The following is a 25,366-nucleotide window of genomic DNA, read 5'->3' on the forward strand; positions in this document are numbered from 1 at the left end:
GATTGGCAAACGTGTTTGATCTTCTGAAGTCGCAGAAAACCTGGAAGACTGCAAGCAGGGGAAGGTGGACAACCGCCTCGCAGTTGATTAAACGAACCACGACTTGTAGATTATTAGGTACACGTTAGTTGATAAGTCAGTCACCGCTAGGTGAGTGAAGTATGGAGGACATGAATATGACCGGGGAGGCCACTGTAGGGAGCGGCGGCCAGGGCACGAGGAAAATGGGCGCTGAACAGCCAGTTAGTGTCTCCAAAGAGTCTATAAAACTCGCAAAGGAGATTCTCAAAACATCGAATCGGCGAGTGGACATACCCGTGCGGAATTCGTTCGTCCGAGATTCGGAAAACAACGGCGAGACACCCCTGTCACGTCTCGTTGCGGCGAGGGGCCGCGGCAATGCCGTCGCCATTCGACTCTTCCTCGCTCTGATCTGGCGTTGCTCGTCGCCTCCCTTCGATACCGAAATCTCATCTCGAAAGTGGGCAACGCTGCTGAGCCTTGACGATCCCGAGAAGGGGGGCGCGAAACGAATCTCGGATGCACTGAAAACCCTCGAGCGCGAAAAACTCATCAAACTGACCCCCCATCCAGGGCAGCCCTCGACCATCGAGCTTCTCGAAGAAAGCGGTACCGGAGCTGCCTACGAGCTCCCGTCCACCGCCTACGTTCGATCTGGTGATCAGAGAGACCGGCATCTCTACTTCAAAGTGCCTTCTAGATTGTGGACTCGAGGACATATTCAGACGTTGTCGGCCCCTGCGCTAGCTGTGCTGTTGGCTGTTCTTTCGAGCCAAGAAGGACCCGGGAAGCCGGTCTGGTGGTCAACGGCGTTATTCCCTGCGCGCTTTGGCCTTTCACCCGCAACCAGAGCTCGCGGAACCAAGGAGCTTGTCGATCATGGCCTACTGAAGGTCGGGAAGACTCTTGTCACAGAATCGAGTTTCTCCAAACGAGATTTCTCCCGAGAGCGGGTTCGAAACGTATATCGTCTGACCGGAGCAGCCGGGCCTGCCCCAGCCGTCAAGAAACGGCCCAACCGACCCGCCGCAGTGAGTCCGCCCGCAGTTACTGCCGGGACGGCAGCGTTTTTCGTCCAGCGGCCGAAGTAAGGTTCCGTGTTAGCTAGATGCCGGCGGCACCCTCATTCCAGCGTCGCTCGACGAGCCTTGGTAACTACACCACCAATGGATCAAGCTGGGAGCACCTCGCCGCTGGCATGGGGTGCCGCCAAACCTGGGCATCCAATTTCCAATTCGGCGCGCCACAGAGAAACGCACTGCCAACGCCCAAACCACACCCCTTTTCCTCCTCCGCACAGGTCCGTTGACCCCAGGAAACTGGCAGTGATCAGGTAGAATAGTCAATGGTGCGCAGCTCCCCTGCGCACCGCCACCCTCGCCCGAGTCGACGAAGGAGCGCCGGTGACCACCGCACGCAACGCGCACTCGCACATGACCGAAGCCCAGATCGACCGAGCCATCGCCGCCGCCACCGCCGGACACCGCATGGCCGGCATGGAACCCAGCGCCACCGACCTCGAAATCGGCCGCCGGCAACTACGCGGAGAAATCACCGGCGACAAAGCCGTCGAACTCGCAGTCGCCGCAGCACTCGCCGAATACGAGGCAACACAGCCCGAGTGAACGATCCCTACGAGATCGCCCCCGGCGTCCTCAAAAACAGATACGGCATCACCGACCCCGCGAAACTCGCAGTAGTCGAACGCGCAGCCGCCTACCAACGCATCCTGCAACTCGAAACACAGCCCATCCCAGGTAATTTCGACTTCGACCACCTCAAAAAGATCCACCAATTCATCCTGCAAGACGTCTACGACTGGGCCGGCACCCTCCGCACCCGCGACACCGGCGCCGTCGGCATGAACCTCCCACACTGCCGACCCGAACACATCGAAAACCAAGCAGCGTTCATCTTCCGCGGAATCGCCAAAGACAACTTCCCCCAAGGACTCCCGAAAGACCGCGCCGTCGACCGACTCGCATACCACTGGGGCGAAACCACCGTCCTGCACCCGTTCCGAGACGGCAACTCCCGCACACAACGAGTCTTCTTCGACGAACTCCTCAAATCCTCCGGCTGGACCATCGACTGGCAGAAAGTCCACGCCTCCGCAGTACAAGCAGCCCGCTACGTCGCCATGGAAGCAACCCACACACCGCTCCGCGACGTCCTCGCCCCCGGCGTACACCGCAACAACACCGAACCGCCCACACTCGCCAGCACCCAAGGCAACGTCATCCACCTCGAGGTAGCCGAGCATCACAAAGCGATGATCGAGCACCTCCGCAGCGGAAACCGCGAACCCTACAACCCCAACGAACTCAGCGACATCGCCAACCGCGCCCGCATGAGCTTCCCCGCATCACCCACGCACCGTGCCCGCAGCGCGGCCCCCGAAGACACCACACCGAAACGGCCGGCCACACCGAAACGCGAACACGACCTCGGCAGAGACTGACCCTCGCGGTTGCGCGGAGTCAGCGCAGGTCAGCCGCATCGACGACATGCGACACTGTCGGCACGTTCGGCGTCCGCCGGGTACTCCCACACGTCTCACACTTCCCCGAACCCTGTGGACTACCGACCACAGTTGGCATCGATACCCACACCCCACCGCACAGAACGCCCGGCGAGATCACTTCTGAACACGGCTGCGTCACCGGCGTTGACTGATCCATCAACCCACCGTAGGACAGATTCCGACTCGTGTCAGACACACTCGCACGTAACCCGAAAACCAGAGCGAAGGCGCCACCGCCGCTTAACCGGCTCATCCCAATCGGGGGTGTAGGAGTTGGGGTCTGAAGCCGCCGGTCTCGAGCAGGCTTCGGGCGATGTAGTTGGTCAGGTTGCGGAACCCGAGTGCGGAGCCGCGCAGGTGTTCGAGCCGTCCGTTGAGCGCCTCGGTCGGCCCGTTGCTGGTGCCGGGTCGTTCGAAGTAGGCGAGCACGTCAGCGGCTCGCTTCTTCAGGGTCCGGCCCAGGGTGGTGAGCTCGGTGAGCACCTTGGGGACGCCGGCGCTGAGGTCGGTGATCAGCTTCTCCATGAGCTCGCGGCCACGTTGCCGGTCCTCGTGGCGATAGGCGGCGATCATGCGCTGGTAGACACCCCAGGTCGCCTCGACCTCGACGTGAGCGTCATCAACGAACAGCGCGCGTAGCCTGTCGCTCTGCTTGTCGGTGAGCAGGTCCGCGCCGGTGTGCAGCGTGCGCCGCGACTTGTAGAGCGGGTCGTCCCTGAACCCACGGTGCCCGTGGATCGCGAGTTGGACCCGGCGCCGGCACCTGTCGAGGGCGTCACCGGCCAGGCGCACGACGTGGAAGGGATCCATCACCGTGACCGCGTCCGGGATCTCCTCTGCAGCGGCGGTCTTGAACCCGGTGAAGCCGTCCATCGCGACCACCTCGACCGCGTCACGGAAGGCGTCGTCGCGGTCGGCGAGCCAGGTCTTGAACGCCGCCTTCGACCGGCCCTCGACCATGTCCAGCAGCCTTGCTGGGCCGGCGCCATCGCGGACCGGGGTGAGGTCGATGATCACGGTGACGTACTTGTCGCCACGCCTGGTGTGGCGCCAGACGTGCTCATCGACGCCAATGACCTTCACGCCCTCAAACCGCGTGGGGTCGTTGATCAGCAGCCGCTTGCCTTCAGCCAGGACCGCGTTGTTGGCGGTGTCCCACGCGAACCCGAGTCCCTCGGCGACATGGGCGACGGTGAGGTGTGCGACCACGATCCCTTCCAGCGCCCGCAGCCCGGTGCGCGAGAGCTTCGCGCGTGGCTCCGCCGCGGCGCTGGTGTCTTGGCGCCACACGTGTCCGCAGTCGGCACAGCGGTAGCGGCGCACTACAACTTCCAGCACGGTCGGTCGCCAGCCCAGCGGCTCGTGGGCCAACCGCCGGATCACGGTGTCACGAGCAGCGCCTTCGCTGCCGCACCGTCGGCACCACTGATCTGGTTCCACCACGCGGCACGCGAGGACCGCACGATCCGGTTCAAGTCGTGTTGTCCGGTCACGCCCTGACCTGACCGCCTTCGCGTCTCATCCCAATCGACCCTGATCGAGTCTGCTGACCCCCTCGACGAGAACGCAGCGACATCACAGCCACCCAACCCCGACCGTCCGGGAAGCCGGGACACGTCACATGGCCTGTGCTGCGGGCGTGTCGAGTGGGTCGTCCAGGGGCGACGCAGGAGCGTCGACGCGACGTGCTGAGAGGTGGTTCCAGTCGAGCACTAGGACACCGGCTACAGGCATGGCGATAGGTCAGGAACGGCGTCGCTCCCTACGCAGGAGGGAGCGCAGAGTCTCGGCGTTCGCGTAGCCGACCCGTAGCGCGATCTCGGCGGAGGTGAGGTCCGTGGTTGCTGAGAGGTGCCGAGCTCGTTCGATGCGAAGCCGTTGGACGAAGCCGAGCGGAGTGAGGTTGAGCGCCGCACGGACTCGTCGTTCGAGGGTGCGCCGGCTGGTGCCGAGCGACTGCGCGACGAAGGCGACGTTGAACGGTTCGTCCAGGCGGGCGCGCACGAAGCGTTCGAACTCGACGACGATCGGGTCCTCGTGCCGGAGATGTTCGTAGGCGACGAAGGCCGCCTGCGACGGACGCTCGTCGATGATGAGGAGCTTGGCGACATGTTGGGCCAGGTCGGGGCTGATCGATCGCACGAGTGAGAGCGCGAGGTCGATGTGGGCGAACGCGGCGCCGGCGGTGACGAGGTTCCCGTCGACCACGACCATGGTGTCGAGATCGAGGGCGACGGTCGGATAGCGCTTCAGGAACTCCGGCCCCAGGAACCAGCTGGTCGTCGCCCGCCGATGATGCATCCGTCCGGTCTCGGCGACAGCGAACACGCCGGTGCACGCCGCGGCGATCCGGGTGGTCGCGTCGTCGAGGCGCCCGAGCGAGGCGATGACCGAACGAGCATCTCGGCTCTGGAGGGCGTCGTTGGTAGCGGCGGCCGTGAGGGTTCCAAGCGCAGGGACGACGACCACGTCGAACTCTGCGGACTCCGACAGCGGGTGGTCCACCGACAGGGTCATCGATGCCGTCGTGGTCACTCTCCGTTTCGGTCCGAGGATGGCGAGTTCGATCGGGTCGATCCGCGGGTCGACATCGCCGCGGGCTCCGTCGGCCACCCGCACGATGTCGATGACCGACGCGACAGCCGAACCGAAGCAGCCGTCGATCGCGATCAGTCCGATACGCATGGCGCGAACAATAGCAATACTGCCGTATACGCCACTTCTCACATGCCCTTGCTCGTCATACGCTGAACTCGCTTCACCAAGAAACCTCGACACCTAGGAGAGCCCCTCATGTCCACACCCGCATCACTTCCGTATGCCTTCGTCGCCAAGATCGTCGCGGCCGATGGACAGCACGACGCGCTCGCCGATCTGCTCGCCGGCGCTGTCGCGCTCGCCAACGAAGAAGTAGGAACGATTGTCTGGTTCGCGGTCAGGACCCACGCCGACACCTTCTGGATCTTCGATGCATTCCCCGACGAGGCCGCTCGCGACGCCCACGCCAACGGCGCCATCGTCGCAGCCCTGATGGCCAACCAGCACCTCCTCGGCGCAGCACCCGAGATCCTGGCGGCCGACGTCCTCGCGTCCAAGCTCCCGTAGTCCGCCAACGCACGAGACGATCGCGCCCCGCCGAGCCGTCGCCAGGTCGCGACGCAACGCCACGCTGCGTTGCCGAGCGGTACGAGGCCTATCGGCACACGGACAGGATGCCGGCCGCGAGCGCTCAGCCGGCGAGGGGTCCGTCGCAGAGGAGAGCGACGTCGGTGTCGGGCAGAGCCGTGAGGCCAGCGCATCGCGCGACCACCAGAACCGAACCGCCCCTGCCCTGCGTTTCCGCAGGTCAGGGGCTGTTCGCCGGAGCCGCCTGTCGGAATCGAACCGACGACCTAATCACGTCGGCTTTGCGTCTATCGCTTGATGCGCCCACTGGGCGAACGAGCCGCTGAACTGCGCAAACGCCGAGCGTGGGGGACGCCGCCATCCGGTGGTGACCGACGACGACCGACCAGTACCGACCGTTTCACCGGAGCTTGCGGCGGCGTCGAAGCCGAGCAAGCTCCATTCCTTTAGCTCACCGCGCCCTCCTCCTCGCCGGTCCCGTCGTCGTCGAAGACGTTTCAGGGGTCTTCTCAGATGACGGTGTAGGTCGGCCGGGCGCGTCGGTCCGCAGATAGACGTCGAGGTCTCCCGACGACGGAGGTTCCTACGCCATCCATCCGAAAGACCTCGACGTGTCCGACGCTACCCCGCCGGCCGGCTTCGGCCGCCCTGACCTGACCGCCTTCGCTCGACTCGACGGCCTCGGTCTGAGCGTGACCGGACAACACGACTTGAACCGGATCGTGCGGTCCTCGCGTGCCGCGTGGTGGAACCAGATCAGTGGTGCCGACGGTGCGGCAGCGAAGGCGCTGCTCGTGACACCGTGATCCGGCGGTTGGCCCACGAGCCGCTGGGCTGGCGACCGACCGTGCTGGAAGTTGTAGTGCGCCGCTACCGCTGTGCCGACTGCGGACACGTGTGGCGCCAAGACACCAGCGCCGCGGCGGAGCCACGCGCGAAGCTCTCGCGCACCGGGCTGCGGGCGCTGGAAGGGATCGTGGTCGCACACCTCACCGTCGCCCATGTCGCCGAGGGACTCGGGTTCGCGTGGGACACCGCCAACAACGCGGTCCTGGCTGAAGGCAAGCGGCTGCTGATCAACGACCCCACGCGGTTTGAGGGCGTGAAGGTCATTGGCGTCGATGAGCACGTCTGGCGCCACACCAGGCGTGGCGACAAGTACGTCACCGTGATCATCGACCTCACCCCGGTCCGCGATGGCGCCGGCCCAGCAAGGCTGCTGGACATGGTCGAGGGCCGGTCGAAGGCGGCGTTCAAGACCTGGCTCGCCGACCGCGACGACGCCTTCCGTGACGCGGTCGAGGTGGTCGCGATGGACGGCTTCACCGGGTTCAAGACCGCCGCTGCAGAGGAGATCCCGGACGCGGTCACGGTGATGGATCCCTTCCACGTCGTGCGCCTGGCCGGTGACGCCCTCGACAGGTGCCGGCGCCGGGTCCAACTCGCGATCCACGGGCACCGTGGGTTCAGGGACGACCCGCTCTACAAGTCGCGGCGCACGCTGCACACCGGCGCGGACCTGCTCACCGACAAGCAGAGCGACAGGCTACGCGCGCTGTTCGTTGATGACGCTCACGTCGAGGTCGAGGCGACCTGGGGTGTCTACCAGCGCATGATCGCCGCCTATCGCCACGAGGACCGGCAACGTGGCCGCGAGCTCATGGAGAAGCTGATCACCGACCTCAGCGCCGGCGTCCCCAAGGTGCTCACCGAGCTCACCACCCTGGGCCGGACCCTGAAGAAGCGAGCCGCTGACGTGCTCGCCTACTTCGAACGACCCGGCACCAGCAACGGGCCGACCGAGGCGCTCAACGGACGGCTCGAACACCTGCGCGGCTCCGCACTCGGGTTCCGCAACCTGACCAACTACATCGCCCGAAGCCTGCTCGAGACCGGCGGCTTCAGACCCCAACTCCTACACCCCCGATTGGGATGAGCCGCCAAAGTTGCCTCGTCGGTGATGCAAGTAGCCAACTTGGATCGGTCGGTGAGTTACTACTGCGACGTGTTTTCTTGCCGTGTCGCCTTGCGTGAACCCGATGCGGTACTTCTTCTGACACCGGATGATTTTCAGATCTACATGTATGTGCAAAAGGGCGCATCCCGGCGCAACATGAGCAACATCGGCGTCCACTACGTCATGTGGTCCGCTGATACAGAAGAGGAACTTACGCGGATCAGTGAGCGTCTACGTGCATATGATGCCTCCACCTTCACCCAAGCAGTCGGTGGAGTGACCTTCGTCGACGGCTGCGATCCTGACGGTATCCGCGTTATCGTCGCCTACCCGGGCCCCGAGCAACTACCCCGAGAGCTGATCGCACAACGATTCCACGGATAACGTGCCCGTCGACCGCAGGTAGCGGTGCGTCGGGCACGTCAGTCCTCGCTGGTGGAGCGGTTACCGATCCACTCCAGGAGGTCGGGATCGGATGACGTCAGGCGCTCTACTTCCTCGCCCCCGTCGCAGCGTCGTAGTGACACCGTAATCGATGTGGAGGTGCGCCGTAGAACCCGCCACGTCGCTCCCGAGTCGGACCATCGCGAAAGCGTCTCCACCGGTTGCTCTTCCGTCATGTCGGCTCCGCTCAGGTATTGGCCCAGCTGTCCGGTCCGAAGACTTCGTAGTGGATATTCTGCGCCGGGACGTCCCTTTCGAGCAACGATGCGCGCATCGCCAACATGAACGGCATCGGCCCACAGAGGAACGCCTGGGTATCCGGTTCGACAGTGATATCGCGCAGATCAGCCCGTCCTTCGTGTACCGATCCGAACGGTACGTGCGTGCCGAGATCCTCGTACCAACGATGCAAGGTTGCGGCGGGAATCTTCTCGACGAGCGTGCTGAGTTCTGCTCGGTGAGCATGATCGGCGATGGATCGATCAGCATGAATGACAGATACCGAACGGTCAGCGCCGGTGTCTGCAAGATGATTGAGCATGCCGATCATCGGTGTGCAACCGATTCCGGCCGACGCGAGCAGGAGCGGTGAGTCGTCGTCCGGCATCATCAGATCACCGAAAGGTGTGGTGACCGACAGCTCGGAACCTTCGAACGCGTTGTTGTAGAGGAAGTTCGACACTTCGCCGTCGGGCGTGCCCGAAATTCGCTTGACGCTGATCCGCCAGTCTGCGCTGCTCGGTATCGAACACAAGCTGTACTGACGGATCTGGCGAGCGCCGTCGGGCAGCGTAACCCCGACCGAAAGGTACTGTCCGGGAGCAAAGGTGGGGAGAACGCTGCCGTCGAGCGAGGTGAGTGTCAGGGACACGGTGTCGGCGGACTGCAATACCCGTTCGGTGATTCGCACCATCCGCCAGACGTCACCGGCCTCGACTCCGACGAGCTGATAGAGGCCTCGCTCCATCGTGATCAATGTTTCGGCCATCAGCCAGTAGACCTCGTCCCAGGCTGCTGCGACGTCGGGAGTGACTGCATCGCCGAGTATTTCGACGATTGCGGCAAAGAGGTGTTCGTGCACGATTGCGTACTGGTCGGGGGTGATTCCCAGCGACGCATGCTTGTGAGCGATACGAGAAAGGATGAGATCGACCTTGGCGCTGTCCGGCTCGAGCTGAAGCGTCGCGAATGCTGCGATGGCGCCGGCGAGAGCTTTCTGCTGTTCGCCCTGCTTCTGATTGCCGCGATTGAACAAATCGCGTTCGAGTTCAGGATGTGCGTCGAACATCGTGCGGTAGAACAGGGTTGTGATATCGCCGATGGCGGCGTCGACCACGGGAAGGGTGGCGCGAATGACCTCGGTTGACTGTGGGGAAAGCATGAGCTGCTCCGTTCGGTCGAAATTGACGTTGATCAGCTTGCTTCGTCGCTCCGGGTGGTGAGGCGAAGCAGAACAGTTTTGGACGGCTGCCGGATGACGTCTTCGATCGTGACCGCGTCGAGTGAAACGAAGAACGCTTCCTGAGCGTCGCGTAATGCACTTCGAAGGAGGCAACCGGCGCGCAGTGGGCACGGCTTGTCGCCTTCGCAGTCGACGACTTCACCCGGGCCTTCGAGGCGTCGGGCCAGCCAGCCGATGGTGGCGGTGCGGCCGAGTTCGGTGATGGAAAGCCCACCGCCGCGGCCGCGCCTGGTTGTCACGATGCCGAGCTCACCGAGCCGTGTAACCACCTTGGTGGCATGGGAATACGACACGTTGAGCTGCTCCGCAATTACCCGCGTACTGGGAGAAGCATCGGCGTCGAGTACGGCCAACCGCATGACGACGCGCAATCCCAGATCGGTGAACTGCGTCAGTTGCATGACCCGAACCTACATAATTCGTATCTGAGATGACTATTTATGTGAGGGGGATCTCAACCGAAGCCTCAACGCATCACGTCGACATGGTCGAGAACGCTGTGAAGCGGCACCGATCGTGCAAAATTGGTTTGTCGACGAAAGATCGAACCGGGCACATCGGCCCGTAGCGCACGCTCAGAGGGCGGAGGTGAAACCGTACCGTCGACGCATTTCCTTGATGGCGGCGACGTCGTTTGCGCTGAAACTCGTTGCAGCTGACCATTGCAGCGCTTGCGCGTAGTCCTCTCGCCACTGGTCGATCTCACGTGCGGTGAGGCGAGTGACGGTCGGTTTCTGTCCCTCGGCTACGGGTTCGAATTGGGCCAGAAACACGGCGAGTAATGCCGCTTCGCGCCGACACCTGTTCGTCATGGTGCCACCGCTTTGATGCTGATACCGGCAACGCGGAACGGTGCTGCAATGATCCCGCAAGCGTCGGTCGGATCTCGGTGAGGCCGATCGATGCGTCGAACGCAACGACGAACAAATGATGTACAGGGACTTTCGTTCCGGAAATGCACTGTGCTACATAGTTTCATTACAGATGGAGCTCCATTCGGCCCCGACCTCATGAAGAACGAACAACTTTCAAGTAGCTCACCGTAGCAGTACGATTCGGATTATCGCTAACCTCAAGCTACCGGCGGTTCGCTCACCGTACATCGCACCGAACGGCAACTGTCAACGGGGGTAGCGACGGTGGACTTGATCTGGAATCGGTCCGCCGCCGAAGTCCGTCGTATATTTTTTGCGTCGAGCGACTCGCCAACGGTCACGCCCGAGATCGCACGTGGAGGCTTCGGCTCCATGGTGTGCGGTTCTGTCTGCCACGATCTTTCTGCCGAAGATTTTGTGGCACTTGTATTACCGGGCTTCTCCTCGGAAGGTCGCGGAGGAGTCATCGAGGGGTGCAATGAGATCCTCAACGACACCCGTCCCGACGTGCTCAAAGACATCCACCGTGCGTACTTCGCCGCTGGTGCCGATGCCGTCGAGACCAACACCTTCGGTTGCAACCTGCCCAACCTCGCCGACTACGACATCTCTCACCGGATCCGCGAACTCGCGGAAAAAGGCACTGCTCTCGCCCGTGAAGTAGCGGACGAGATGGGACCAGGCCGCGACGGCATGGCCCGATTCGTACTCGGCTCGATGGGACCGGGAACCAAGCTCCCCAGCCTGGGACACGCACCGTACGCAGTCCTGCGTGACGCGTACACCGAAGCTGCGCTCGGCATGATCGACGGTGGCGCCGACGCCATCCTCGTCGAAACCTGCCAGGACCTGCTTCAGGTGAAAGCTGCAATCCTCGGCAGCCAGCGTGCGATGGAGCAACTCGGACTGCGGTTGCCGATCATCACGCACGTGACGGTCGAGACAACCGGAACGATGCTCCTGGGCAGTGAGATCGGTGCGGCGCTGACGGCACTCGAGCCACTCGGTATCGACATGATCGGTCTGAACTGTGCCACCGGGCCGGCCGAGATGAGTGAACATCTCCGTCATCTGTCCAAGTACTCCACGCTGCCGGTGTCGGTCATGCCCAATGCCGGCCTGCCGCAGCTCGGCCCCAAGGGTGCCGAGTATCCGCTGACTGCCGACGAATTGGCCGAAGCCCTCAGTGGTTTCGTCTCCGAGTTCGGACTCGGCCTCGTCGGTGGCTGCTGCGGTACGACGCCCGAGCACATCAGCGCGGTCGCCGACGCGGTTCGTCAGGTCGAGAAGGCCCAGCGCACGCCGATCCACGAGCCGAGCACCTCTTCGCTGTACTCGGCGGTGCCGTTCGAGCAGGACGCCAGCATCCTGATGATCGGCGAACGCACGAACTCCAACGGCTCCAAGGCTTTCCGCGAGGCGATGCTCTCCGCGGACTACCAGAAGTGCCTGGACATCGCCAAGGACCAGACCCGCGACGGCGCACACATGCTCGACCTCAACGTCGACTACGTGGGCCGCGACGGTGCCGCCGACATGTCGGAACTTGCCAGCCGCCTGGCGACGTCCTCGACGCTGCCGATCATGCTCGACTCCACCGAGCCTGCCGTGCTGCAGGCCGGCCTCGAGCACCTCGGTGGCCGCTGCGCCGTCAACTCCGTCAACTACGAAGACGGCGCCGGCCCCGAATCGCGTTTCCACAAGATCATGACTCTGGTCAAGGAGCACGGCGCGGCGGTCGTCGCCCTGACCATCGACGAAGAGGGCCAGGCTCGCACCGCCGAGACGAAGGTCGCCATCGCCAAGCGTCTGATCGAGGACATCAAGGGAAACTGGGGACTCGCCGAGTCCGACATCATCGTCGACGCCTTGACCTTCCCCATCTCGACCGGTCAGGAAGAGGTGCGACGCGACGGCATCGAGACCATCGAAGCGATCCGTCAGCTCAAGGCTGCGTACCCGGAACTGCACTTCACCCTGGGTATCTCGAACATCTCGTTCGGTTTGAACCCGGCAGCTCGTCAGGTCCTCAACTCGGTGTTCCTGCACGAGTGCACCGAGGCAGGTCTGGACACGGCGATCGTTCATGCGTCCAAGATTCTGCCGATGGCCCGAATTCCTGACGAGCAGCGTGAAACCGCACTCGACCTGGTCTATGACCGTCGTAGCGAGGGGTACGACCCGCTGCAGAAGCTGATGGCTCTGTTCGAGGGTGTCTCGGCTGCGTCGGCGCGCGAGTCCCGTGCGCAGGAACTGGCGGGACTTCCGTTGTTCGACCGGCTCGAACGCCGCATCGTCGACGGCGAGCGCAACGGCCTTGACGACGACCTCACCGAGGCGATGACGATCAAGCCTCCGCTGGCCATCATCAACGAGACCTTGCTCTCGGGCATGAAGACCGTCGGCGAGCTGTTCGGCTCCGGACAGATGCAGTTGCCGTTCGTGTTGCAGTCGGCCGAGGTCATGAAGGCTGCCGTGGCATTCCTCGAACCGCACATGGAGGCGAGCGACGAGGACGGCAAGGGGCGCATCGTGATCGCGACCGTCAAGGGCGACGTTCACGACATCGGCAAGAACCTGGTCGACATCATCTTGAGCAACAACGGCTACGAGGTCGTCAACATCGGTATCAAGCAGCCGATCGCGACCATCCTCGACGTCGCGTTGGACAAGAAAGCCGACGTGATCGGCATGTCCGGACTGCTCGTGAAGTCCACTGTCGTGATGAAGGAAAACCTCCAGGAACTCAACGCACGCGGAGTCGCCGAGAAGTTCCCGGTTCTGCTCGGTGGTGCGGCGCTCACGCGCTCCTACGTCGAGAACGACTTGCAGGAGGTGTACGAGGGCGACGTCAGCTATGCCCGCGACGCCTTCGAGGGTCTGAACTTGATGGACCAGATCATGACGACCAAGCGTGGTGGCGGCCCGGCGCCGGACAGCCCGGAGGCCATCGCTGCTCGCGAGAAGGCTGCCGAGCGTAAGGCACGTCACGAGCGTTCCAAGCGCATCGCCGAAAAGCGTAAGGCTGCAGCGGTTCCCGTGGTCCTGCCGGAGCGTTCCGATGTCGCAACCGACATCGCGGTGCCGACACCTCCCTTCTGGGGCTCGCGCATCGTCAAGGGAATCTCGCTGTCCGAGTACTCGGGGCTGCTCGACGAGCGCGCTCTTTTCCTCGGCCAGTGGGGCCTTCGCGGTCAGCGCAAGGGCGACGGTCCGACGTACGAGGAACTGGTCGAGTCGGAAGGCCGTCCGCGACTTCGGTACTGGCTCGATCGGCTGACGTCCGAGGGCATCCTCGCGCATGCCGCGGTCGTGTACGGGTACTTCCCGGCGATCTCGGAGGGCGACGACGTCATCGTGCTCACCGAGCCGAAACCGGATGCACCCGAAAGGTTCCGATTCACCTACCCGCGCCAGCACCGCGACCGCTTCCTGTGCATCGCGGACTTCGTTCGCTCGCGCAAGGACGCCGAGGCCACCGGGCAGGTCGACGTACTCCCGTTCCAGTTGGTGACGATGGGTCAGCCGATCGCGGACTTCGCCAACGAGTTGTTCGCGTCGAACTCGTACCGCGATTACCTCGAGGTTCACGGAATCGGTGTCCAGCTCACGGAGTCTCTGGCCGAGTACTGGCATCGACGCGTCCGTGAAGAGCTAGTGCTTCCCGAGGGTCACACCGTCGCGGAGCAGGATCCCACCGAGGTTGCCGGCTACTTCGATCTCGAGTACCGCGGCGCTCGTTATTCGTTCGGATACGGCGCGTGCCCGGATCTCGAGGATCGAGCCAAGTTGGTGGCGTTGCTCGAACCCGAACGAATCGGCGTCGAATTGTCCGAGGAGCTGCAGCTGCATCCCGAGCAGTCCACGGACGCTTTTGTCCTGCACCACCCGGAAGCAAAGTATTTCAATGTCTGAGCTGTCGACCGAAATATTCGAAGACGGCCCCTCGCCGTTCGCTCGCCGCGTCCTCGACATCATCGACCGTATCCCTGCAGGACGAGTGATGACATACGGACTGATCGCTGACACCGTCGACGCGCATCCTCGCCAAGTCGGGCAGGTCATGACCCGTTGGGCGGACGAAACACATTGGCATCGCGTGGTCTACGCCAACGGCACTCCCGCTACCTGTCACGGCAATAGTGCTCTCGTCCTACTGCGCGGCGAAGGGACGCTCATGCGTGGCGGACGGGTCGACCTCGTACACGCGCTGTGGGATGGATGATCCACCGGACGTGATGGCGAGAACCGTCCTGCAATCACCTTTGATGAATGCCATGTCCACCATGTGAATAAGTCTTCTTCACCCTGGTATCTGCTCCCCGGGACCATGTCTTAAATCTGGTATGTCGGATGAGACACGGCCCCTCGCTGCGCGGCCTCGGCATGCTCTCAGTGAAATGGCAGTTGGCGACACATCCGGGGGCAGTGTGTAAGGCGCGAGAGCGTGTAGCGCCGGCGCGGCGTGTGAACGGGGTGAGCTCAGCGTCCGAGAGGTCCGTCCGGTATTGGTTCGGTGATGTAGACGGTCAATTGATCACTGACGAACACAGATGTGTTCGCGCTTCGCGCTTCGCGCTGAACCTCTACGTGAAGGAAAAAGATCTCTCACAGGGCGAGCGAGCGAATTGCGGTCTGGACGATCGGCAACACGTCCTTCTCGAACCACAGGTTCTTGGCAAGCCACGGCTGGTTGCGCGGAGAAGGATGTGGGAGGGGAAGATACCCCAACGGCAGGTAATCCTTCGCTGCTTTCACGGTCTCGGTCAGCGTCGGCTTGCGCCGACCACGTAGATAATGTGCCTGCGCATACTGACCGACCAACACCGTGAGTCGGACGTCGAGCAAACGATCGTTCAGTGCCTCATGCCAATGAGATGCGCATTCGGATCTCGGTGGTTTATCGCCCGACCTGGCTTTGCCTGGATAGCAAAAGCCCATCGACATGACGGCTACCTTGTCCGGGTCGTAGAACTCTGTGGGCGTCAGACCGAGCCACGTGCGCAGACGGTCACCTGAAGGATCGTCCCAGGGAACGCCTGTCGTATGGACTTTGCGGCCGGGCGCCTGGCCGATCACACGCAGCCGAGCCGATGAGCCTGCTTGCAGCACGGGACGCGGTCCGCACGGCAGGTGGTCCGCGCAGAGCGTGCATCGTCGGATGTCCCTGAGCAACTCAGCCAATGGTTCCGGCATATTCCCTCATCTCCGGGGTCGAGGCAAGCATTGAAGTGACCTCGTTATCAGATGCGTTCAAGGTCGTCGGCGTACCGGGAAATCACCGAAATCTAGTTGGAAGGCTCGCAGTCGCGTCGGTAGGCCGGCTGACAGGTCCCTCAGTCAGCGGGCAGCGGGGGCGTCGAGTCCCCCAGTATTTGGCACGGTTTCTCCTATGTCTCCAACCGTGCCTCGAAGACGCATATACCCGTCGGACAATGTGTAGGTGACGCCGACGATCGCGCAGGCGCCTTTGTCCACTTTTTCCGCGATGATCCGCGACCTCTGCATGATCAACGACCCTGTTTCCACCACATGACGACCTTCGAGTTCGTCGACCGTGGACAATCCCTCGCGACGGCCCATCAGGATCGAGGGGGCGACGCGTTCGATCACACTACGAATGAAACCGTCGGGCACCGTGTTCTTGTCCAAGGCATCGAGAGTGGCTTTCACTGCGCCGCAACTGTCGTGGCCGAGGACGACGATGAGTGGCACGTCGAGCACGTCTATGGCGTATTCGATCGAACCGAGCACCGAATCGTCGAGCACGTGACCTGCGGTGCGGACGACGAACATGTCGCCGAGACCCTGATCGAAGATGATCTCGGCGGCTACGCGCGAATCACCGCAACCGAACAGGACCGCGGTGGGATGCTGTTCGTTGACCAGTTTCGCGCGGTCGATGATTCCCTGGCTCGGGTGAATGGACGCGTCGTTGACGAATCGCTCGTTACCTTCGCGAAGAGACTTCCAAGCGGAAAGGGGGCTTGAACGTGGCATTCATTCATTGTGCACACGACGTCTTCCGCATTGCTGACAGGGTTGCACTAATCCACAAGTGGTGAGGTACGACCAGAAGGTAAGCACGAACGCGTCCGTTCGATACACGTATCTGTACTCCGTGATCGACTGCAGTACCTCGTCGACCTCACGGCGAGAGTCGACAACGAACCTCCTGTACCAACGGTCGCTGTGAGAGCGAATGACCGCATATGTTCGTGACTGCGCGGGGACGTGGCCGGATCGAGCGCGCGATCACCAACAATGGATCATGCCGTCGGGTAGTTGGGTTTCCGTGTCTGCGGAAACTCGTCGGCTCACTTCGTCACCGCGCCCACTCAGCCCAGTACGCTCAAGGCGACGTCTCCGACGAGGCCGGGTAACTCACACGCGACCCGTCAACGCGCGCGAACGAGGTGAGCGTATGCGGAGGTGCCGACTTCTTGGTCATGATGTCGAGGACGAGGACACCGCGCACCACGAGCGCATCACCGATCATCGAGCGATGGCATCGCCACGGCACAGCTTCCGCGCACATGATTGCTGCATCGCTGTTGTGGCCTCGCTTCACGAGCAGGTCGATCGCGTCGGCGAACTCATCCGTCTGCATGTAGTCCGCGTAACCCTGGAATGACGCGTTTCGCCAGGCGCCGTTGACGCTGTCTTTGCGTACATGACGTAAACCGCCCAATGCCGTCATACGGCGGTACGTGATCTTGCGCGCGCGCACGCTCGCCGCCAAAGCAGCCTCACCGAACTGCGGATTGTGCCGGGACTTGGCGATGGTACGGACGTCGATCAACTTCCTGATCCCGTACGTCTCCAAGAGATCGACGAACTCGTCGATCGGGTGCGTCGAGTGCCCGACAGTGTAAATCGTGATAGCTGACATGACGCCACGCTACGTCGCATCCACCCTCGCGGAGACGACGTACCGAACCGAAACATGCGGTCGTCGATGCCCGACGCCTGCCCGGCGGCGGGCCACCTTCGGTGTCCCCCGAAGAGAACTCCGCTTCGCTCCGTTCTGGAAAAGCGTTCTATTTGTTTTCCCTTCTGGCCTTCCGATCTTGACCGGCGGTGACCTGCGCGCAACCGCTGACTCCGCTTCGCTCCGGCCTTCGGCTCGAAAGACTTTTTCAACCCGAACTCGCAAGCTCGCAGAAAAACTCTTCCGCTCACCAGTTGCGCTCCGGCCACCTCATGCCGGTACAACTCTCCTATGCCAGAAGGGCAAAAAAATTGGCGGGGCACGGGATTAGTCCCCAGCCGCGAACGAAAGGTCACCGATGAGCGACGACTACGACTACACCGAGGGCGACGACTACAGCGCGGCAACCATCCACTACGCCGGACTGACTTGCGGGTGCGGTGACTACTCCTGCCCTCGCATGCACAACGACGCCGCACAGTGCGTCAACGCCGAGTAACGACAACCACCCACCAACCTCGAGCAAAGGAAAAACGGTGAGCAACGAGACGAACTGCGACTGCGGCCAAACCTCCTGCCCTGCAACGACAGACTGCCCTGCAACGACAGACGACACGCAGATGTGCATCTACCCGGACCCCGGCGACTGCCCGCGATGTCGGATGGGCCATCGAATGGCGCGAACTCAGCGTCGACGCCGTCCAAGCCGCCCGCAACTTCGCCTACATCGATGGCGGCACCATCCTCGCCGACGTCCTACGGCCCGCGATAAAACCCGTCACCGAAGTGCCCACGGACTCCATCGCCACCGCACCCCGCGAGAACGCCATGGTTTTCCCCGAGCACTGGCAGTCCATGATCGAGCACTACGACACCATGCCCGAACAGACCTGCACCTGGGCAAGTCAGATCAAACCCGAAGCACCACAACATGAACCACAGTCGACCGAGATCCGGCCAACGCCGAAGCCGGATGCTCCGGAGCGAGAACTAGCCGACCTCGACACCACCAAGCTCCACACCCACTGGAGCCCCGAGGTCGACCAGCAACTCATGAACAGCCGCACCATCCCACAACACAGCAGCCGACCAGAAGGACCGAGACTGTGAGCATCGTCGGATGCGCCCGCGTCTCCACCCTCGAACAAAACCCCGAACTGCAAGAACATGTACTCCGCCAAGCCGGCGCGATCCGCATCTTCACCGACTACGAATCCGGCTCCAAAACGCAGCGCCCCCAGCTCACCGAATGCCTGAACTACCTACGTGACCACGACGGCGATGTCCTCGTCGTCTGGAAACTCGACCGCCTCGGACGATCCGTCCGCCACGTCATCGACACCGTCCACAACCTCGGCGAACGCGGCATCGCATTCCGTTCCCTCACAGAAGGATTCGACACCACCACCGCAGGCGGCGAATTCTTTTCCACATCATGGCAGCCCTCGCTCAAATGGAACGCCGCATGATCGTCGAACGCACCCACGCCGGCCTCGAAACCGCCCGCCGGCAAGGCCGACACGGCGGTCGGCCCACCGTCATGACACCCGAGCGCACCGAACTCGCCCGCACCCTCCGCGAACAAGGGAAGAGCCTCGACGCCATCGCCAAGGCTCTCGGAGTCGGCCGATCCTCCGGCAGCCGTGCACTCCTGACGGCTGCTCAATAGCTCGATCGGTGTCGACAATCAAGTGAGCAGGGTATCGAGCTGGGCGATGGTGGAGCGGGTGTCGTGATGCAGGACTGTCGTCATTCTGACAGCGGCCGCGCCGTCGACGGCGATCTGTGCGTCGTCGACGAATACGGTCCGTGTGGGGTCCACGTCGAGCCGGGTGAGTAGCCCGAACCTCGTTCAGGCGGTGGGTTGAACGCAGCCGGTGAATGTGCCGGCTACGCCTTATCGATAACGAAACTTGCGCCGATAACAATTATGTCACTCTAACCCCTGCATATACTGCGCCGCAGCATCTTTCGCGCTGTCACCGCGCAACCGCGCTCCAGTTTATGCAGTACTCGAAAGCCATCCGTAGAACGAATTCTTTTGCCGCCGTGACCACCCGGTAGCGAGCATCGACGGCATGCTCCCGCCCTTCTGGTGTCATCGGCGAGCACCTCGATTCGGTTCGTCGCGGGAGTGGGTTTATGGCAAAGACACGCGTGGACACTACTACCGTGACAGCATCAAACCGATCAGTCCTGATCACCCATAGCAAGGAGCCCCTGATGAATTTCCCCGCACGCCGCCTGGCTGCCGCCGCTGCCGTATCCGGCGCGACCGCTCTTGCTCTGATTGCCAACCCCGCCCTGGCTGGAGCCGTCGTTTTCGCAGGCAACGCCGAGGTGACCGCCAACGGCAACGTGATCACTGTCCAATTCGCCGGTGTCGCCTCGGACGGGATCAGTTTGAGCTGCGCGGTCCGCGTTACCGACGACCCCGCCACTGTCGTCATCATCGAGCCGCAGTTCGTGCCGGTCGTTGGAGGTTCGGCGACGTACACCACGACGCTGCCCGACGGCGACTACCTCGTCGTCGCCGGCTGCAGCGACTCTGACACCTTCCGCACAATGACCCCCGACACCCCGCCCGTCGACGCATTCAATCTCGGTGACGGCGAGCCGGTCACCCTGGTCACGACCCCGCCTCCCGGCGGCGGGTTCTTCGGCAGCGTGGAGATGGGGAACCTGTTCGGCAGCTCGTAGCCGCCCACACCCTGATCACTCCGCCCCACCCCGCCCGGTGACCGACACGGACGTGGGTGTCGGGTGGGGCAGGTGGCTAATTGCCCACGACAGCGACAGCTGCGATCGTCTATTGTCTGCACTTACGGATTCGAAGGCCCCATCTCGGGTTGGGATAGTTTCTGCACGCTGAGAGAGGGCTGCACCCCGCCCGTACGCCGGCGTGAGCGTGAAGCAATACGGCGAGTTCTGATATGCAGGGTTACCAATAGACCTCTGCAACTGCTGTGCAGCAACACTTTTCGCCTCACGCGACGTCGATGAACCTGCGGAGACACCGATGAAGCTTGATTGTGCGCTGGACGGCGGACTCGCGCCGATCGGCATGCTTTCGACCCATATCGACTCCGCATGAACGTGTTTCACGCGCGGCTCTGGCATCGTTTTGCGGCACTCACGTCGTGCAGATCGGCTCTGCTGCTTCGGTGTCTTCCTCGGAAGACTCGGTTCGACGAGGCGAGAGGGGTTATGCGTCGTAGGCGACGTAGTGCAATTCGGCGTCCTGGCGCTGGTCGTACAACGCCGTGTATGCCTTCGCGATGACGTCCGGTTCTGCCTCCGGATGACCTGCCCCGATGAGGGCGGTGATGCCGACATGGGCAACGTGGACGCCCTTGGATTCGAGAGCGTTGTGCAGGTTCAGCACCCAGTTGCGAAGGCCCGCAGCGGCGATGTTCAGGTTTCCCAGGAACGGCATCGGACTGATCGAACCTCCACCGGTGGTCACAAGGATGATTCCGGTGCCGGCGGCGACCATGTCGGGATACGGTTCCGGACTTGCGTGACCATGCCGAAGATGCGGAGTGCCTAGTCGACGGGGGTAGACGCTGGTGGCCGAGTAAATATGTCCGCGAGTTGCAGCCGGGAGATGAGATCCCTCGATACCTCGGCAAGTTCTAAGAGAGTGAATCCTACGACTGGATGTTCGTCGAATCCGTTACTGACTGCGGGGGCGGGCGGGTGACTTCCGTCCAGCTCGACGTCGCGGCCCTGGGCAAGGGATTCCAACGGCGCACAGGACGGATGGAGATCCGCGAAGAGGTAGGGGTGTCAGTCTGGCGAACAATCGCACCGACCGTCGACGCCGCACACGAGCCTGCCCGGCTGAAGAAGGCGCTGTGTTCAACACCGATCATTGGAACGAGCGCTGGCCGGACCACCCTGTGATCAGGACATTCGAGCCAGCGAGGCCGGTGAAAGTCGACATCTTGTAGATCGGGTTTGAACGTGTCCAGTGTCCAGTAGTTGGTCGGCATAGTGTTAGGTATGCGGCGATCTCGTGTGGGGCTCATAACGATGGTTTCGGTCGTTGTTCTCGCAGTGGGCGGAGTGATCACCTTCCGAATCCTCGACGAGCGACGCGAACCCGTGGCATTGCCATTGGGGGTGGTGGTCGATCGCGCCACATGTTTGGCGCCGGAAGTGCTGGCGGCGGCGATCCCTGTGCCGGTGCAGCCCCCGGAGTCGTTGTCGGATCCTTTACCTCCTGCGGGCACGGTTCCTGACAACTTTGAGCCGACATCGGTGGTGGTGTGCCAATTCCTCGAATACACAGACGATTCGAGCGAGGCAGTGCTTTCGCAGACAACCGGAACGGGGGAAATGACGCACGTTGTGGCGCAGCTTAATCGAGAGTCACTCAAATCGCCGTGGGTCGGTGAGTGCCCCACAGCCTCGAGCATTCCCACACCTGTGGTGTGGTTGGTTGACGCCGCAGGAAGCGCTGTCAGGGTTGCTTTTCCCGTCGATGGAACGTGTCGGCTACCCCTTCCGGAGGCGTACGAGGCAGTGATGGATTTCGCGGTGCGAGACGAACAGATCTACCATCTTCCGGGCATATTGTGAGGTCGGGGATGTGCGCCTGATAACAGGCACACACCCCCGAAATCAGGGGATGCGAAATCTATTCCACGGTGAGCGGGTCAACCGGATCGGCGATCGCGTCACGCATGACGGTGATTGCCTCGGGTTCGTTTGCTGCTCCGCCTCGCTGCGGCGGAGCTTCCTCGATGGCCTTCGCCTCGTCGGCGGGAATCTCTTGCTGGCCGGCAAACGCGATGACTGTGTAAAAGTTGACAGCCGGGAGCTCAACGCAGCCGCTCAGCGAGTGGTCGACGAAGCCTCGCGCCAGTCACGTGTAGTCGTCCACGACCTGCGGCAGCGCGGTCTGTCCGTCCGCGAAATCGGCGTCATGCTGGGTATCACCCCCTCGCGGGTCTCGCAGCTCGGCAAGGACAAGGCCACGGCCTGAACCATCCATGTGTGGCGTTGCTCGCGCGGGTTGTCGAAGTGGGTGGTTTCACGGGTTCGTGAGAGTGGCAGGGACCTGCGCCCAGACAGCTCTGTGTCGTCGCGGAGTGCGGGCTTTCCTTGCTGCGTTGATCCATTCGATGGCGTCAACAGGCACTGCGCGTGTTCGAGTGGGTCGCGGCGGGGCGTCTGCCTGTCTTCTGTGCCGCCAACAAAGGGCCGTGATGATTGCTGTTGCGACGAGGATGACGGTGGGTGCAGTCAGGTCCTCGGACCTGGCCGTGGCGATCATGGCGGCTATAACGCCGGTCAGCGTTGCGATGAGCGCGGCCGTCGCCCAGTGATTTTTTACTCGGGCGGTTCCGCTGGTGTGTAGTTCGTTGAGGAAGGCGCCGCGCCATTCCTTCGCGTGTGAGGAGTTCACCGCGTTCATTTGTTCGAGTTCGCGGCAGCGTTCACGCTGCGCGTCGAGTTGTGTTTGTGCGGTTGCGGTTTGTGAGGTGGGCGCAGGCACTGTTGCGGCGCGTGGCTTTCGCGCCCCGTTCCTTGCGTACAGCTTGCGGACGAGTTCGTGTCCGAAAGCTGTTGGAGTCGGGAAGCGATCTACTGCAAGACGTTCCGCGTTGCTTGTGTGATCGGCGGCGTGTCCGATCGCAACCATGACCGGTACCGGGCATTGGTGTATGGCGCGAGCGAGTTCCGGATCGTTGAATGACCAGAGATCGGTCCAGTGGCCTCCGCCGCGAGTGATCAGGATGAGGTCGGCGCTTCCTTGGTCTATAGCTGTGAGGGCCTTGACGAGGTTTTCTGCAACAGTGTGGCGGTTCATCGAGACGGGTACATGCGTGAACTTTGGGAGTTGGATGGTTCCTTTGCCCTTGTTTTCGATGACCGCTTGAATGTCGGTGACTGCTTTGGACTTGTCGGGAGACAGGACTGTGACGCGTTCAAGCTTCTCGGGCCATGAACCCTTGGGAATGTCGCCGCGATGGGTCAGCTGCTGCAGGGCGGTGAGGTGCAGCTTCTCGGCGGCACTCACTGGGCCTTGAATTGTTTTCTCGGGTTGCGCTTGCCGTGCCTGCAAGACCAGTCTGTGAGTGGCGGGATGGTAGGTGAGGTCGCCGGCGATTGTTACTCCGGCTCCTACGGTGAAGTGCTGGAGAAAGTTTCGCTGTGTGTGACGGTATAGGTACTTGCGTACTGCGTCTGTCGTTGCGCGGTCGAACTGAACAGGGATGCTGACTACGGCTCGGTCAACGGGGACTGCGAGTTCCATGGTCCATCCGGACTTTAGTGGCTTCAGTTCGCGGCACTCTCCGGTGATGGCCACCCTCATTTTCGAGCTCGAGGCCAGATGCGAACGTACGAGTTCGCCTGCTTCTGTGATGGCAATCAAAGGCCCTCGCTTTTCGGCCCACTGCTCCAAGTTTTCCATCCCCCGCCTACTTCCCCTGTGAATTCGACCTTGGGTACGAGCCTGTCAGAGGCCTCCGACAGGTTCGCCGTCGAGGTGCAGGAGGCAGGCAGAGCGCGAGGTAGCGAGACGATTCGCGAACATTGCCGCTCAGTTCGTGTGCCCACGATGAGAGATCGAGCGCGTGGTCGTCGTGAGTTCTCGACTGAAAGGGATCTGAGTTGCTTGGAAGGTTCGAACGATTTCGATTCGGGTTGTTTCCGTCGCTCTGCTCGCATCGCGCTTGCGGAATTCTGCGCGTCGTTGGGATTGTTCCGAGCGTCGAAGGCGATCGTGTTCGAGCCTTCGTTCCGTCGGCGAGCTGACGGTCCAATCTAGTTGGGTCATTCGCCCGCGTAGGAATTCGCTTGGCCGTGGGATGTGGTTGGGCCATGTCCAGCCTCGTTGTTGGGTGTCTGTGGTGAGTTGGTGTGCGATGTCGCGGCCGGTCCATCGGGTGGTGTCGATTCCGGTTTGTTGGAGGGCGTCGCAGATTGTTCCGATGTGGCCGGCTGGTTTCAGTGCTGGTGCGTGGGCGATGAGTTCGGCTGCTGCGCGTTGGAGGTGGAGGGGTCGGGGTGTGGTTGTTGGTTGGTGTGTCGTCTTGCCCGCGTGTGCTTGTGCGCGCGTTGGTGAGATCTTGAAAGCAAGAGCTTTAAGTGCAAATCCCCCGGAGGGGGATAGGGGGTCACAGGTGCCGGATTGTGGATGGTTCCGTGTGGTGGTTCTGGACCGGTATGCGTTGGTGCGCAGTGTGGCTCGGGAGGGTTTTTTGGGCTTCTTGGACGGAGGGGTGACGGTCGTGGCTACCGGGCGGGGTGTGGTGAGCGTCCAGGTGGAGGCTGCACGGAATTGGCGGTAGCCGTGGTGTGATTCTGCAGCCATAGCTTCCAGGCGGCTGAGGTAGCGACCGCGGACGAGCTCTACTGCGACTCCGAGGGCTGTGAGGACTCGGCGGGCACGTTTGACGGTGGAGGCGCTCACTCCTGCACGGCGGGCGATGGTCTCGCGTGAGGCGGTCACTGAGCGTCCGGTTGCGCTTTCGGCGAGGGAGGCGTGAATGACAGCGACGGCGAAGACGGCTTCGGTGCTGATGGTGTGGTTTGTGCAGAGTGTCGTGCCGGTGGGGGAGTTGAGGAGGGTGCGGACTTGGTGTTGCCAGTGTGTGCGGCTTGTCCAGGTGGGGGTACGGCTGTAGGTGCCGTCGGGGATGGGGAGGGACCATGAGTTTCCGCGTTGGTTGCTGGTTCGGTTGAGTGTTTCGATGCGGGCGACGTTTTCGGTGGCTTGTTGCACGGCTTGTGCCCATTCGTCGTCGGAGATGGGGGCGTGGCGCGTTGACGGTGAGCGGTCGAGGATTGTGTTGTGTGGAAGTGTTGAAGCTGGTTCAGGGTGTGCGTTACCCTGAGATGTACCTGGCACAGGTAAATCCCTTCATGTGAGTGAAGAAGTAGTGCAGTACAGAAGGCGGAGCGGTTACTTCGGCTTCATCAGTGACAGCGAGCCGGGCATGGCTTTGCTGTTGATTTGGCTCAGTGTGTGGCGAACCCCCGTAAGGGGGTTTCGTCGTTTCTGGACTGCGTC

26 protein-coding genes and 3 pseudogenes are annotated in these 25,366 nt (G+C 62.3%); 15 read left to right on the forward strand and 14 right to left on the reverse strand.

Features of this window, described 5'->3' with window-relative positions:
- The first annotated feature begins 1,424 nt into the window (after window positions 1-1,424).
- Window positions 1,425-1,646, forward strand: a complete 222-nt coding sequence (locus ACVZUB_RS32340) for an antitoxin VbhA family protein (RefSeq protein ID WP_076948860.1) — start codon at window positions 1,425-1,427, stop codon at window positions 1,644-1,646.
- Entirely contained in the window at window positions 1,643-2,482 is an 840-nt protein-coding gene (locus tag ACVZUB_RS32345) for a Fic/DOC family protein (protein WP_076948859.1), read from the forward strand. Before ACVZUB_RS32340 ends, ACVZUB_RS32345 begins: the two co-directional genes overlap by 4 nt.
- A gap of 312 nt (window positions 2,483-2,794) precedes the next feature.
- On the opposite strand, the pseudogene ACVZUB_RS32350 reads toward ACVZUB_RS32345, so the two are convergent.
- Together ACVZUB_RS32350 and ACVZUB_RS32355 are read right to left on the reverse strand one after the other, a co-directional pair.
- Window positions 2,795-4,083, reverse strand: a pseudogene (locus ACVZUB_RS32350) (ISL3 family transposase).
- Window positions 4,084-4,288: 205 nt separating this feature from the next.
- Window positions 4,289-5,230 carry a GlxA family transcriptional regulator gene (locus ACVZUB_RS32355; RefSeq protein WP_003941078.1) on the reverse strand — a complete coding sequence of 314 codons (942 nt, stop codon included), beginning with the start codon at window positions 5,228-5,230 and terminating at the stop codon, window positions 4,289-4,291.
- A 108-nt stretch (window positions 5,231-5,338) separates the two neighbouring features.
- On the opposite strand from ACVZUB_RS32355, the gene ACVZUB_RS32360 reads away from it, so the two are divergent.
- Entirely contained in the window at window positions 5,339-5,650 is a 312-nt protein-coding gene (locus tag ACVZUB_RS32360; protein WP_003941073.1) for a putative quinol monooxygenase, read from the forward strand.
- Window positions 5,651-5,941: 291 nt separating this feature from the next.
- On the opposite strand, the gene ACVZUB_RS32365 is transcribed toward ACVZUB_RS32360, so the two are convergent.
- The gene (locus tag ACVZUB_RS32365) at window positions 5,942-6,106 is read right to left on the reverse strand and encodes a hypothetical protein (RefSeq protein ID WP_482628634.1); all 165 of its coding nucleotides are present in this window, start codon (window positions 6,104-6,106) and stop codon (window positions 5,942-5,944) included.
- Window positions 6,107-6,282: 176 nt separating this feature from the next.
- On the opposite strand from ACVZUB_RS32365, the pseudogene ACVZUB_RS32370 reads away from it, so the two are divergent.
- A pseudogene (locus tag ACVZUB_RS32370) lies at window positions 6,283-7,607 on the forward strand (ISL3-like element ISPfr2 family transposase).
- 24 nt (window positions 7,608-7,631) lie between these two features.
- The gene (locus ACVZUB_RS32375; protein WP_054828530.1) at window positions 7,632-8,012 is read left to right on the forward strand and encodes a VOC family protein; all 381 of its coding nucleotides are present in this window, start codon (window positions 7,632-7,634) and stop codon (window positions 8,010-8,012) included.
- A gap of 38 nt (window positions 8,013-8,050) precedes the next feature.
- Here the strand turns inward: ACVZUB_RS32375 and ACVZUB_RS32380 are convergent, their stop codons facing one another.
- From ACVZUB_RS32380 to ACVZUB_RS32395, 4 genes are all read right to left on the reverse strand, one after another.
- The gene (locus ACVZUB_RS32380) at window positions 8,051-8,248 is read right to left on the reverse strand and encodes a hypothetical protein (protein WP_076949374.1); all 198 of its coding nucleotides are present in this window, start codon (window positions 8,246-8,248) and stop codon (window positions 8,051-8,053) included.
- A gap of 11 nt (window positions 8,249-8,259) precedes the next feature.
- Window positions 8,260-9,453: a globin domain-containing protein gene (locus ACVZUB_RS32385; protein ID WP_076949375.1), complete on the reverse strand. Its 1,194-nt coding sequence runs from the start codon at window positions 9,451-9,453 to the stop codon at window positions 8,260-8,262.
- Window positions 9,454-9,485: 32 nt separating this feature from the next.
- Window positions 9,486-9,935, reverse strand: a complete 450-nt coding sequence (locus ACVZUB_RS32390; RefSeq protein WP_076949376.1) for an RrF2 family transcriptional regulator — start codon at window positions 9,933-9,935, stop codon at window positions 9,486-9,488.
- 174 nt (window positions 9,936-10,109) lie between these two features.
- The gene (locus ACVZUB_RS32395; RefSeq protein WP_076949377.1) at window positions 10,110-10,346 is read right to left on the reverse strand and encodes a hypothetical protein; all 237 of its coding nucleotides are present in this window, start codon (window positions 10,344-10,346) and stop codon (window positions 10,110-10,112) included.
- Window positions 10,347-10,781: 435 nt separating this feature from the next.
- Between ACVZUB_RS32395 and metH the strand changes: the two genes are divergently transcribed.
- Both metH and ACVZUB_RS32405 read left to right on the forward strand, forming a co-directional pair.
- Window positions 10,782-14,324 carry a methionine synthase gene (gene metH, locus ACVZUB_RS32400; protein ID WP_482628635.1) on the forward strand — a complete coding sequence of 1,181 codons (3,543 nt, stop codon included), beginning with the start codon at window positions 10,782-10,784 and terminating at the stop codon, window positions 14,322-14,324.
- The gene (locus ACVZUB_RS32405; protein WP_076949123.1) at window positions 14,317-14,634 is read left to right on the forward strand and encodes an MGMT family protein; all 318 of its coding nucleotides are present in this window, start codon (window positions 14,317-14,319) and stop codon (window positions 14,632-14,634) included. Before metH ends, ACVZUB_RS32405 begins: the two co-directional genes overlap by 8 nt.
- A gap of 383 nt (window positions 14,635-15,017) precedes the next feature.
- On the opposite strand, the gene ACVZUB_RS32410 is transcribed toward ACVZUB_RS32405, so the two are convergent.
- The 3 genes from ACVZUB_RS32410 to ACVZUB_RS32420 form a co-directional block, all read right to left on the reverse strand.
- A complete protein-coding gene (locus ACVZUB_RS32410) occupies window positions 15,018-15,605 on the reverse strand; it encodes a uracil-DNA glycosylase family protein (RefSeq protein ID WP_076949122.1) in 588 nt (195 codons plus the stop codon).
- 144 nt (window positions 15,606-15,749) lie between these two features.
- A complete protein-coding gene (locus ACVZUB_RS32415) occupies window positions 15,750-16,409 on the reverse strand; it encodes a carbonic anhydrase (RefSeq protein ID WP_076949121.1) in 660 nt (219 codons plus the stop codon).
- A 352-nt stretch (window positions 16,410-16,761) separates the two neighbouring features.
- On the reverse strand, window positions 16,762-17,301 hold the full coding sequence (locus tag ACVZUB_RS32420) for a DUF488 domain-containing protein (RefSeq protein WP_076949120.1): 540 nt from the start codon (window positions 17,299-17,301) through the stop codon (window positions 16,762-16,764).
- A gap of 397 nt (window positions 17,302-17,698) precedes the next feature.
- Here ACVZUB_RS32420 and ACVZUB_RS32425 point away from each other — a divergent pair, with 397 nt between their 5' ends.
- The 4 genes and pseudogenes from ACVZUB_RS32425 to ACVZUB_RS32440 all read left to right on the forward strand — a co-directional run bounded on the left by ACVZUB_RS32425 (window position 17,699) and on the right by ACVZUB_RS32440 (window position 19,009).
- Window positions 17,699-17,839 carry a hypothetical protein gene (locus tag ACVZUB_RS32425; protein WP_179090822.1) on the forward strand — a complete coding sequence of 47 codons (141 nt, stop codon included), beginning with the start codon at window positions 17,699-17,701 and terminating at the stop codon, window positions 17,837-17,839.
- 287 nt (window positions 17,840-18,126) lie between these two features.
- Complete coding sequence (locus ACVZUB_RS32430; RefSeq protein ID WP_076949119.1) at window positions 18,127-18,450, forward strand: hypothetical protein; 324 nt, start codon at window positions 18,127-18,129, stop codon at window positions 18,448-18,450.
- Window positions 18,447-18,799: pseudogene (locus ACVZUB_RS32435) on the forward strand (recombinase family protein); the annotation flags it as partial. The gene ACVZUB_RS32430 and the pseudogene ACVZUB_RS32435, both read left to right, overlap by 4 nt.
- 6 nt (window positions 18,800-18,805) lie before the next feature.
- Window positions 18,806-19,009 carry a helix-turn-helix domain-containing protein gene (locus ACVZUB_RS32440; RefSeq protein WP_308252621.1) on the forward strand — a complete coding sequence of 68 codons (204 nt, stop codon included), beginning with the start codon at window positions 18,806-18,808 and terminating at the stop codon, window positions 19,007-19,009.
- A gap of 18 nt (window positions 19,010-19,027) precedes the next feature.
- Here the strand turns inward: ACVZUB_RS32440 and ACVZUB_RS32445 are convergent, their stop codons facing one another.
- Window positions 19,028-19,162 (reverse strand): hypothetical protein, encoded by a 135-nt coding sequence (locus ACVZUB_RS32445; protein WP_256718329.1) that lies wholly within the window; start codon window positions 19,160-19,162, stop codon window positions 19,028-19,030.
- A gap of 157 nt (window positions 19,163-19,319) precedes the next feature.
- On the reverse strand, window positions 19,320-19,442 hold the full coding sequence (locus ACVZUB_RS32450; RefSeq protein ID WP_256718328.1) for a hypothetical protein: 123 nt from the start codon (window positions 19,440-19,442) through the stop codon (window positions 19,320-19,322).
- A gap of 121 nt (window positions 19,443-19,563) precedes the next feature.
- Between ACVZUB_RS32450 and ACVZUB_RS32455 the strand changes: the two genes are divergently transcribed.
- The gene (locus tag ACVZUB_RS32455) at window positions 19,564-20,040 is read left to right on the forward strand and encodes a hypothetical protein (RefSeq protein ID WP_076949118.1); all 477 of its coding nucleotides are present in this window, start codon (window positions 19,564-19,566) and stop codon (window positions 20,038-20,040) included.
- Window positions 20,041-20,545: 505 nt separating this feature from the next.
- Here the strand turns inward: ACVZUB_RS32455 and ACVZUB_RS32460 are convergent.
- Window positions 20,546-20,836 carry a Rossmann-fold NAD(P)-binding domain-containing protein gene (locus ACVZUB_RS32460; RefSeq protein WP_076949117.1) on the reverse strand — a complete coding sequence of 97 codons (291 nt, stop codon included), beginning with the start codon at window positions 20,834-20,836 and terminating at the stop codon, window positions 20,546-20,548.
- A gap of 203 nt (window positions 20,837-21,039) precedes the next feature.
- On the opposite strand from ACVZUB_RS32460, the gene ACVZUB_RS32465 reads away from it, so the two are divergent.
- From ACVZUB_RS32465 to ACVZUB_RS32475, 3 genes are all read left to right on the forward strand, one after another.
- Window positions 21,040-21,246, forward strand: a complete 207-nt coding sequence (locus ACVZUB_RS32465; protein WP_250888058.1) for a hypothetical protein — start codon at window positions 21,040-21,042, stop codon at window positions 21,244-21,246.
- Window positions 21,247-21,345: 99 nt separating this feature from the next.
- The gene (locus tag ACVZUB_RS32470; protein WP_143541280.1) at window positions 21,346-21,924 is read left to right on the forward strand and encodes a hypothetical protein; all 579 of its coding nucleotides are present in this window, start codon (window positions 21,346-21,348) and stop codon (window positions 21,922-21,924) included.
- Between the two features lie 49 nt (window positions 21,925-21,973).
- On the forward strand, window positions 21,974-22,330 hold the full coding sequence (locus ACVZUB_RS32475) for a hypothetical protein (RefSeq protein ID WP_076949115.1): 357 nt from the start codon (window positions 21,974-21,976) through the stop codon (window positions 22,328-22,330).
- A gap of 48 nt (window positions 22,331-22,378) precedes the next feature.
- Here ACVZUB_RS32475 and ACVZUB_RS32480 read toward each other — a convergent pair whose 3' ends face one another.
- Window positions 22,379-23,368, reverse strand: coding sequence for an exodeoxyribonuclease VII large subunit (locus ACVZUB_RS32480; protein WP_482628636.1), 990 nt, complete (start codon window positions 23,366-23,368; stop codon window positions 22,379-22,381).
- Window positions 23,369-25,366: the final 1,998 nt, after the last annotated feature.

This window comes from Rhodococcus sp. OS5, assembly GCF_056837585.1.

Coding starts and splice junctions, on each gene's coding strand:
- ACVZUB_RS32455 (WP_076949118.1), top strand. CDS start 19,564: ATGAATTTCCCCGCACGCCGCCTGGCTGCCGCCGCTGCCGTATCCGGC.
- ACVZUB_RS32440 (WP_308252621.1), top strand. CDS start 18,806: ATGATCGTCGAACGCACCCACGCCGGCCTCGAAACCGCCCGCCGGCAA.
- ACVZUB_RS32425 (WP_179090822.1), top strand. CDS start 17,699: ATGAGCGACGACTACGACTACACCGAGGGCGACGACTACAGCGCGGCA.
- ACVZUB_RS32405 (WP_076949123.1), top strand. CDS start 14,317: ATGTCTGAGCTGTCGACCGAAATATTCGAAGACGGCCCCTCGCCGTTC.
- ACVZUB_RS32475 (WP_076949115.1), top strand. CDS start 21,974: ATGCGAAATCTATTCCACGGTGAGCGGGTCAACCGGATCGGCGATCGC.
- ACVZUB_RS32410 (WP_076949122.1), bottom strand. CDS start 15,605: ATGCCGGAACCATTGGCTGAGTTGCTCAGGGACATCCGACGATGCACG.
- ACVZUB_RS32460 (WP_076949117.1), bottom strand. CDS start 20,836: ATGGTCGCCGCCGGCACCGGAATCATCCTTGTGACCACCGGTGGAGGT.
- ACVZUB_RS32415 (WP_076949121.1), bottom strand. CDS start 16,409: ATGCCACGTTCAAGCCCCCTTTCCGCTTGGAAGTCTCTTCGCGAAGGT.
- ACVZUB_RS32355 (WP_003941078.1), bottom strand. CDS start 5,230: ATGCGTATCGGACTGATCGCGATCGACGGCTGCTTCGGTTCGGCTGTC.
- ACVZUB_RS32395 (WP_076949377.1), bottom strand. CDS start 10,346: ATGACGAACAGGTGTCGGCGCGAAGCGGCATTACTCGCCGTGTTTCTG.
- ACVZUB_RS32390 (WP_076949376.1), bottom strand. CDS start 9,935: ATGCAACTGACGCAGTTCACCGATCTGGGATTGCGCGTCGTCATGCGG.
- ACVZUB_RS32470 (WP_143541280.1), top strand. CDS start 21,346: ATGCGGCGATCTCGTGTGGGGCTCATAACGATGGTTTCGGTCGTTGTT.
- ACVZUB_RS32380 (WP_076949374.1), bottom strand. CDS start 8,248: ATGACGGAAGAGCAACCGGTGGAGACGCTTTCGCGATGGTCCGACTCG.
- ACVZUB_RS32385 (WP_076949375.1), bottom strand. CDS start 9,453: ATGCTTTCCCCACAGTCAACCGAGGTCATTCGCGCCACCCTTCCCGTG.
- ACVZUB_RS32420 (WP_076949120.1), bottom strand. CDS start 17,301: ATGTCAGCTATCACGATTTACACTGTCGGGCACTCGACGCACCCGATC.
- ACVZUB_RS32375 (WP_054828530.1), top strand. CDS start 7,632: ATGCAAGTAGCCAACTTGGATCGGTCGGTGAGTTACTACTGCGACGTG.
- ACVZUB_RS32360 (WP_003941073.1), top strand. CDS start 5,339: ATGTCCACACCCGCATCACTTCCGTATGCCTTCGTCGCCAAGATCGTC.
- ACVZUB_RS32450 (WP_256718328.1), bottom strand. CDS start 19,442: ATGACACCAGAAGGGCGGGAGCATGCCGTCGATGCTCGCTACCGGGTG.
- metH (WP_482628635.1), top strand. CDS start 10,782: ATGGTGTGCGGTTCTGTCTGCCACGATCTTTCTGCCGAAGATTTTGTG.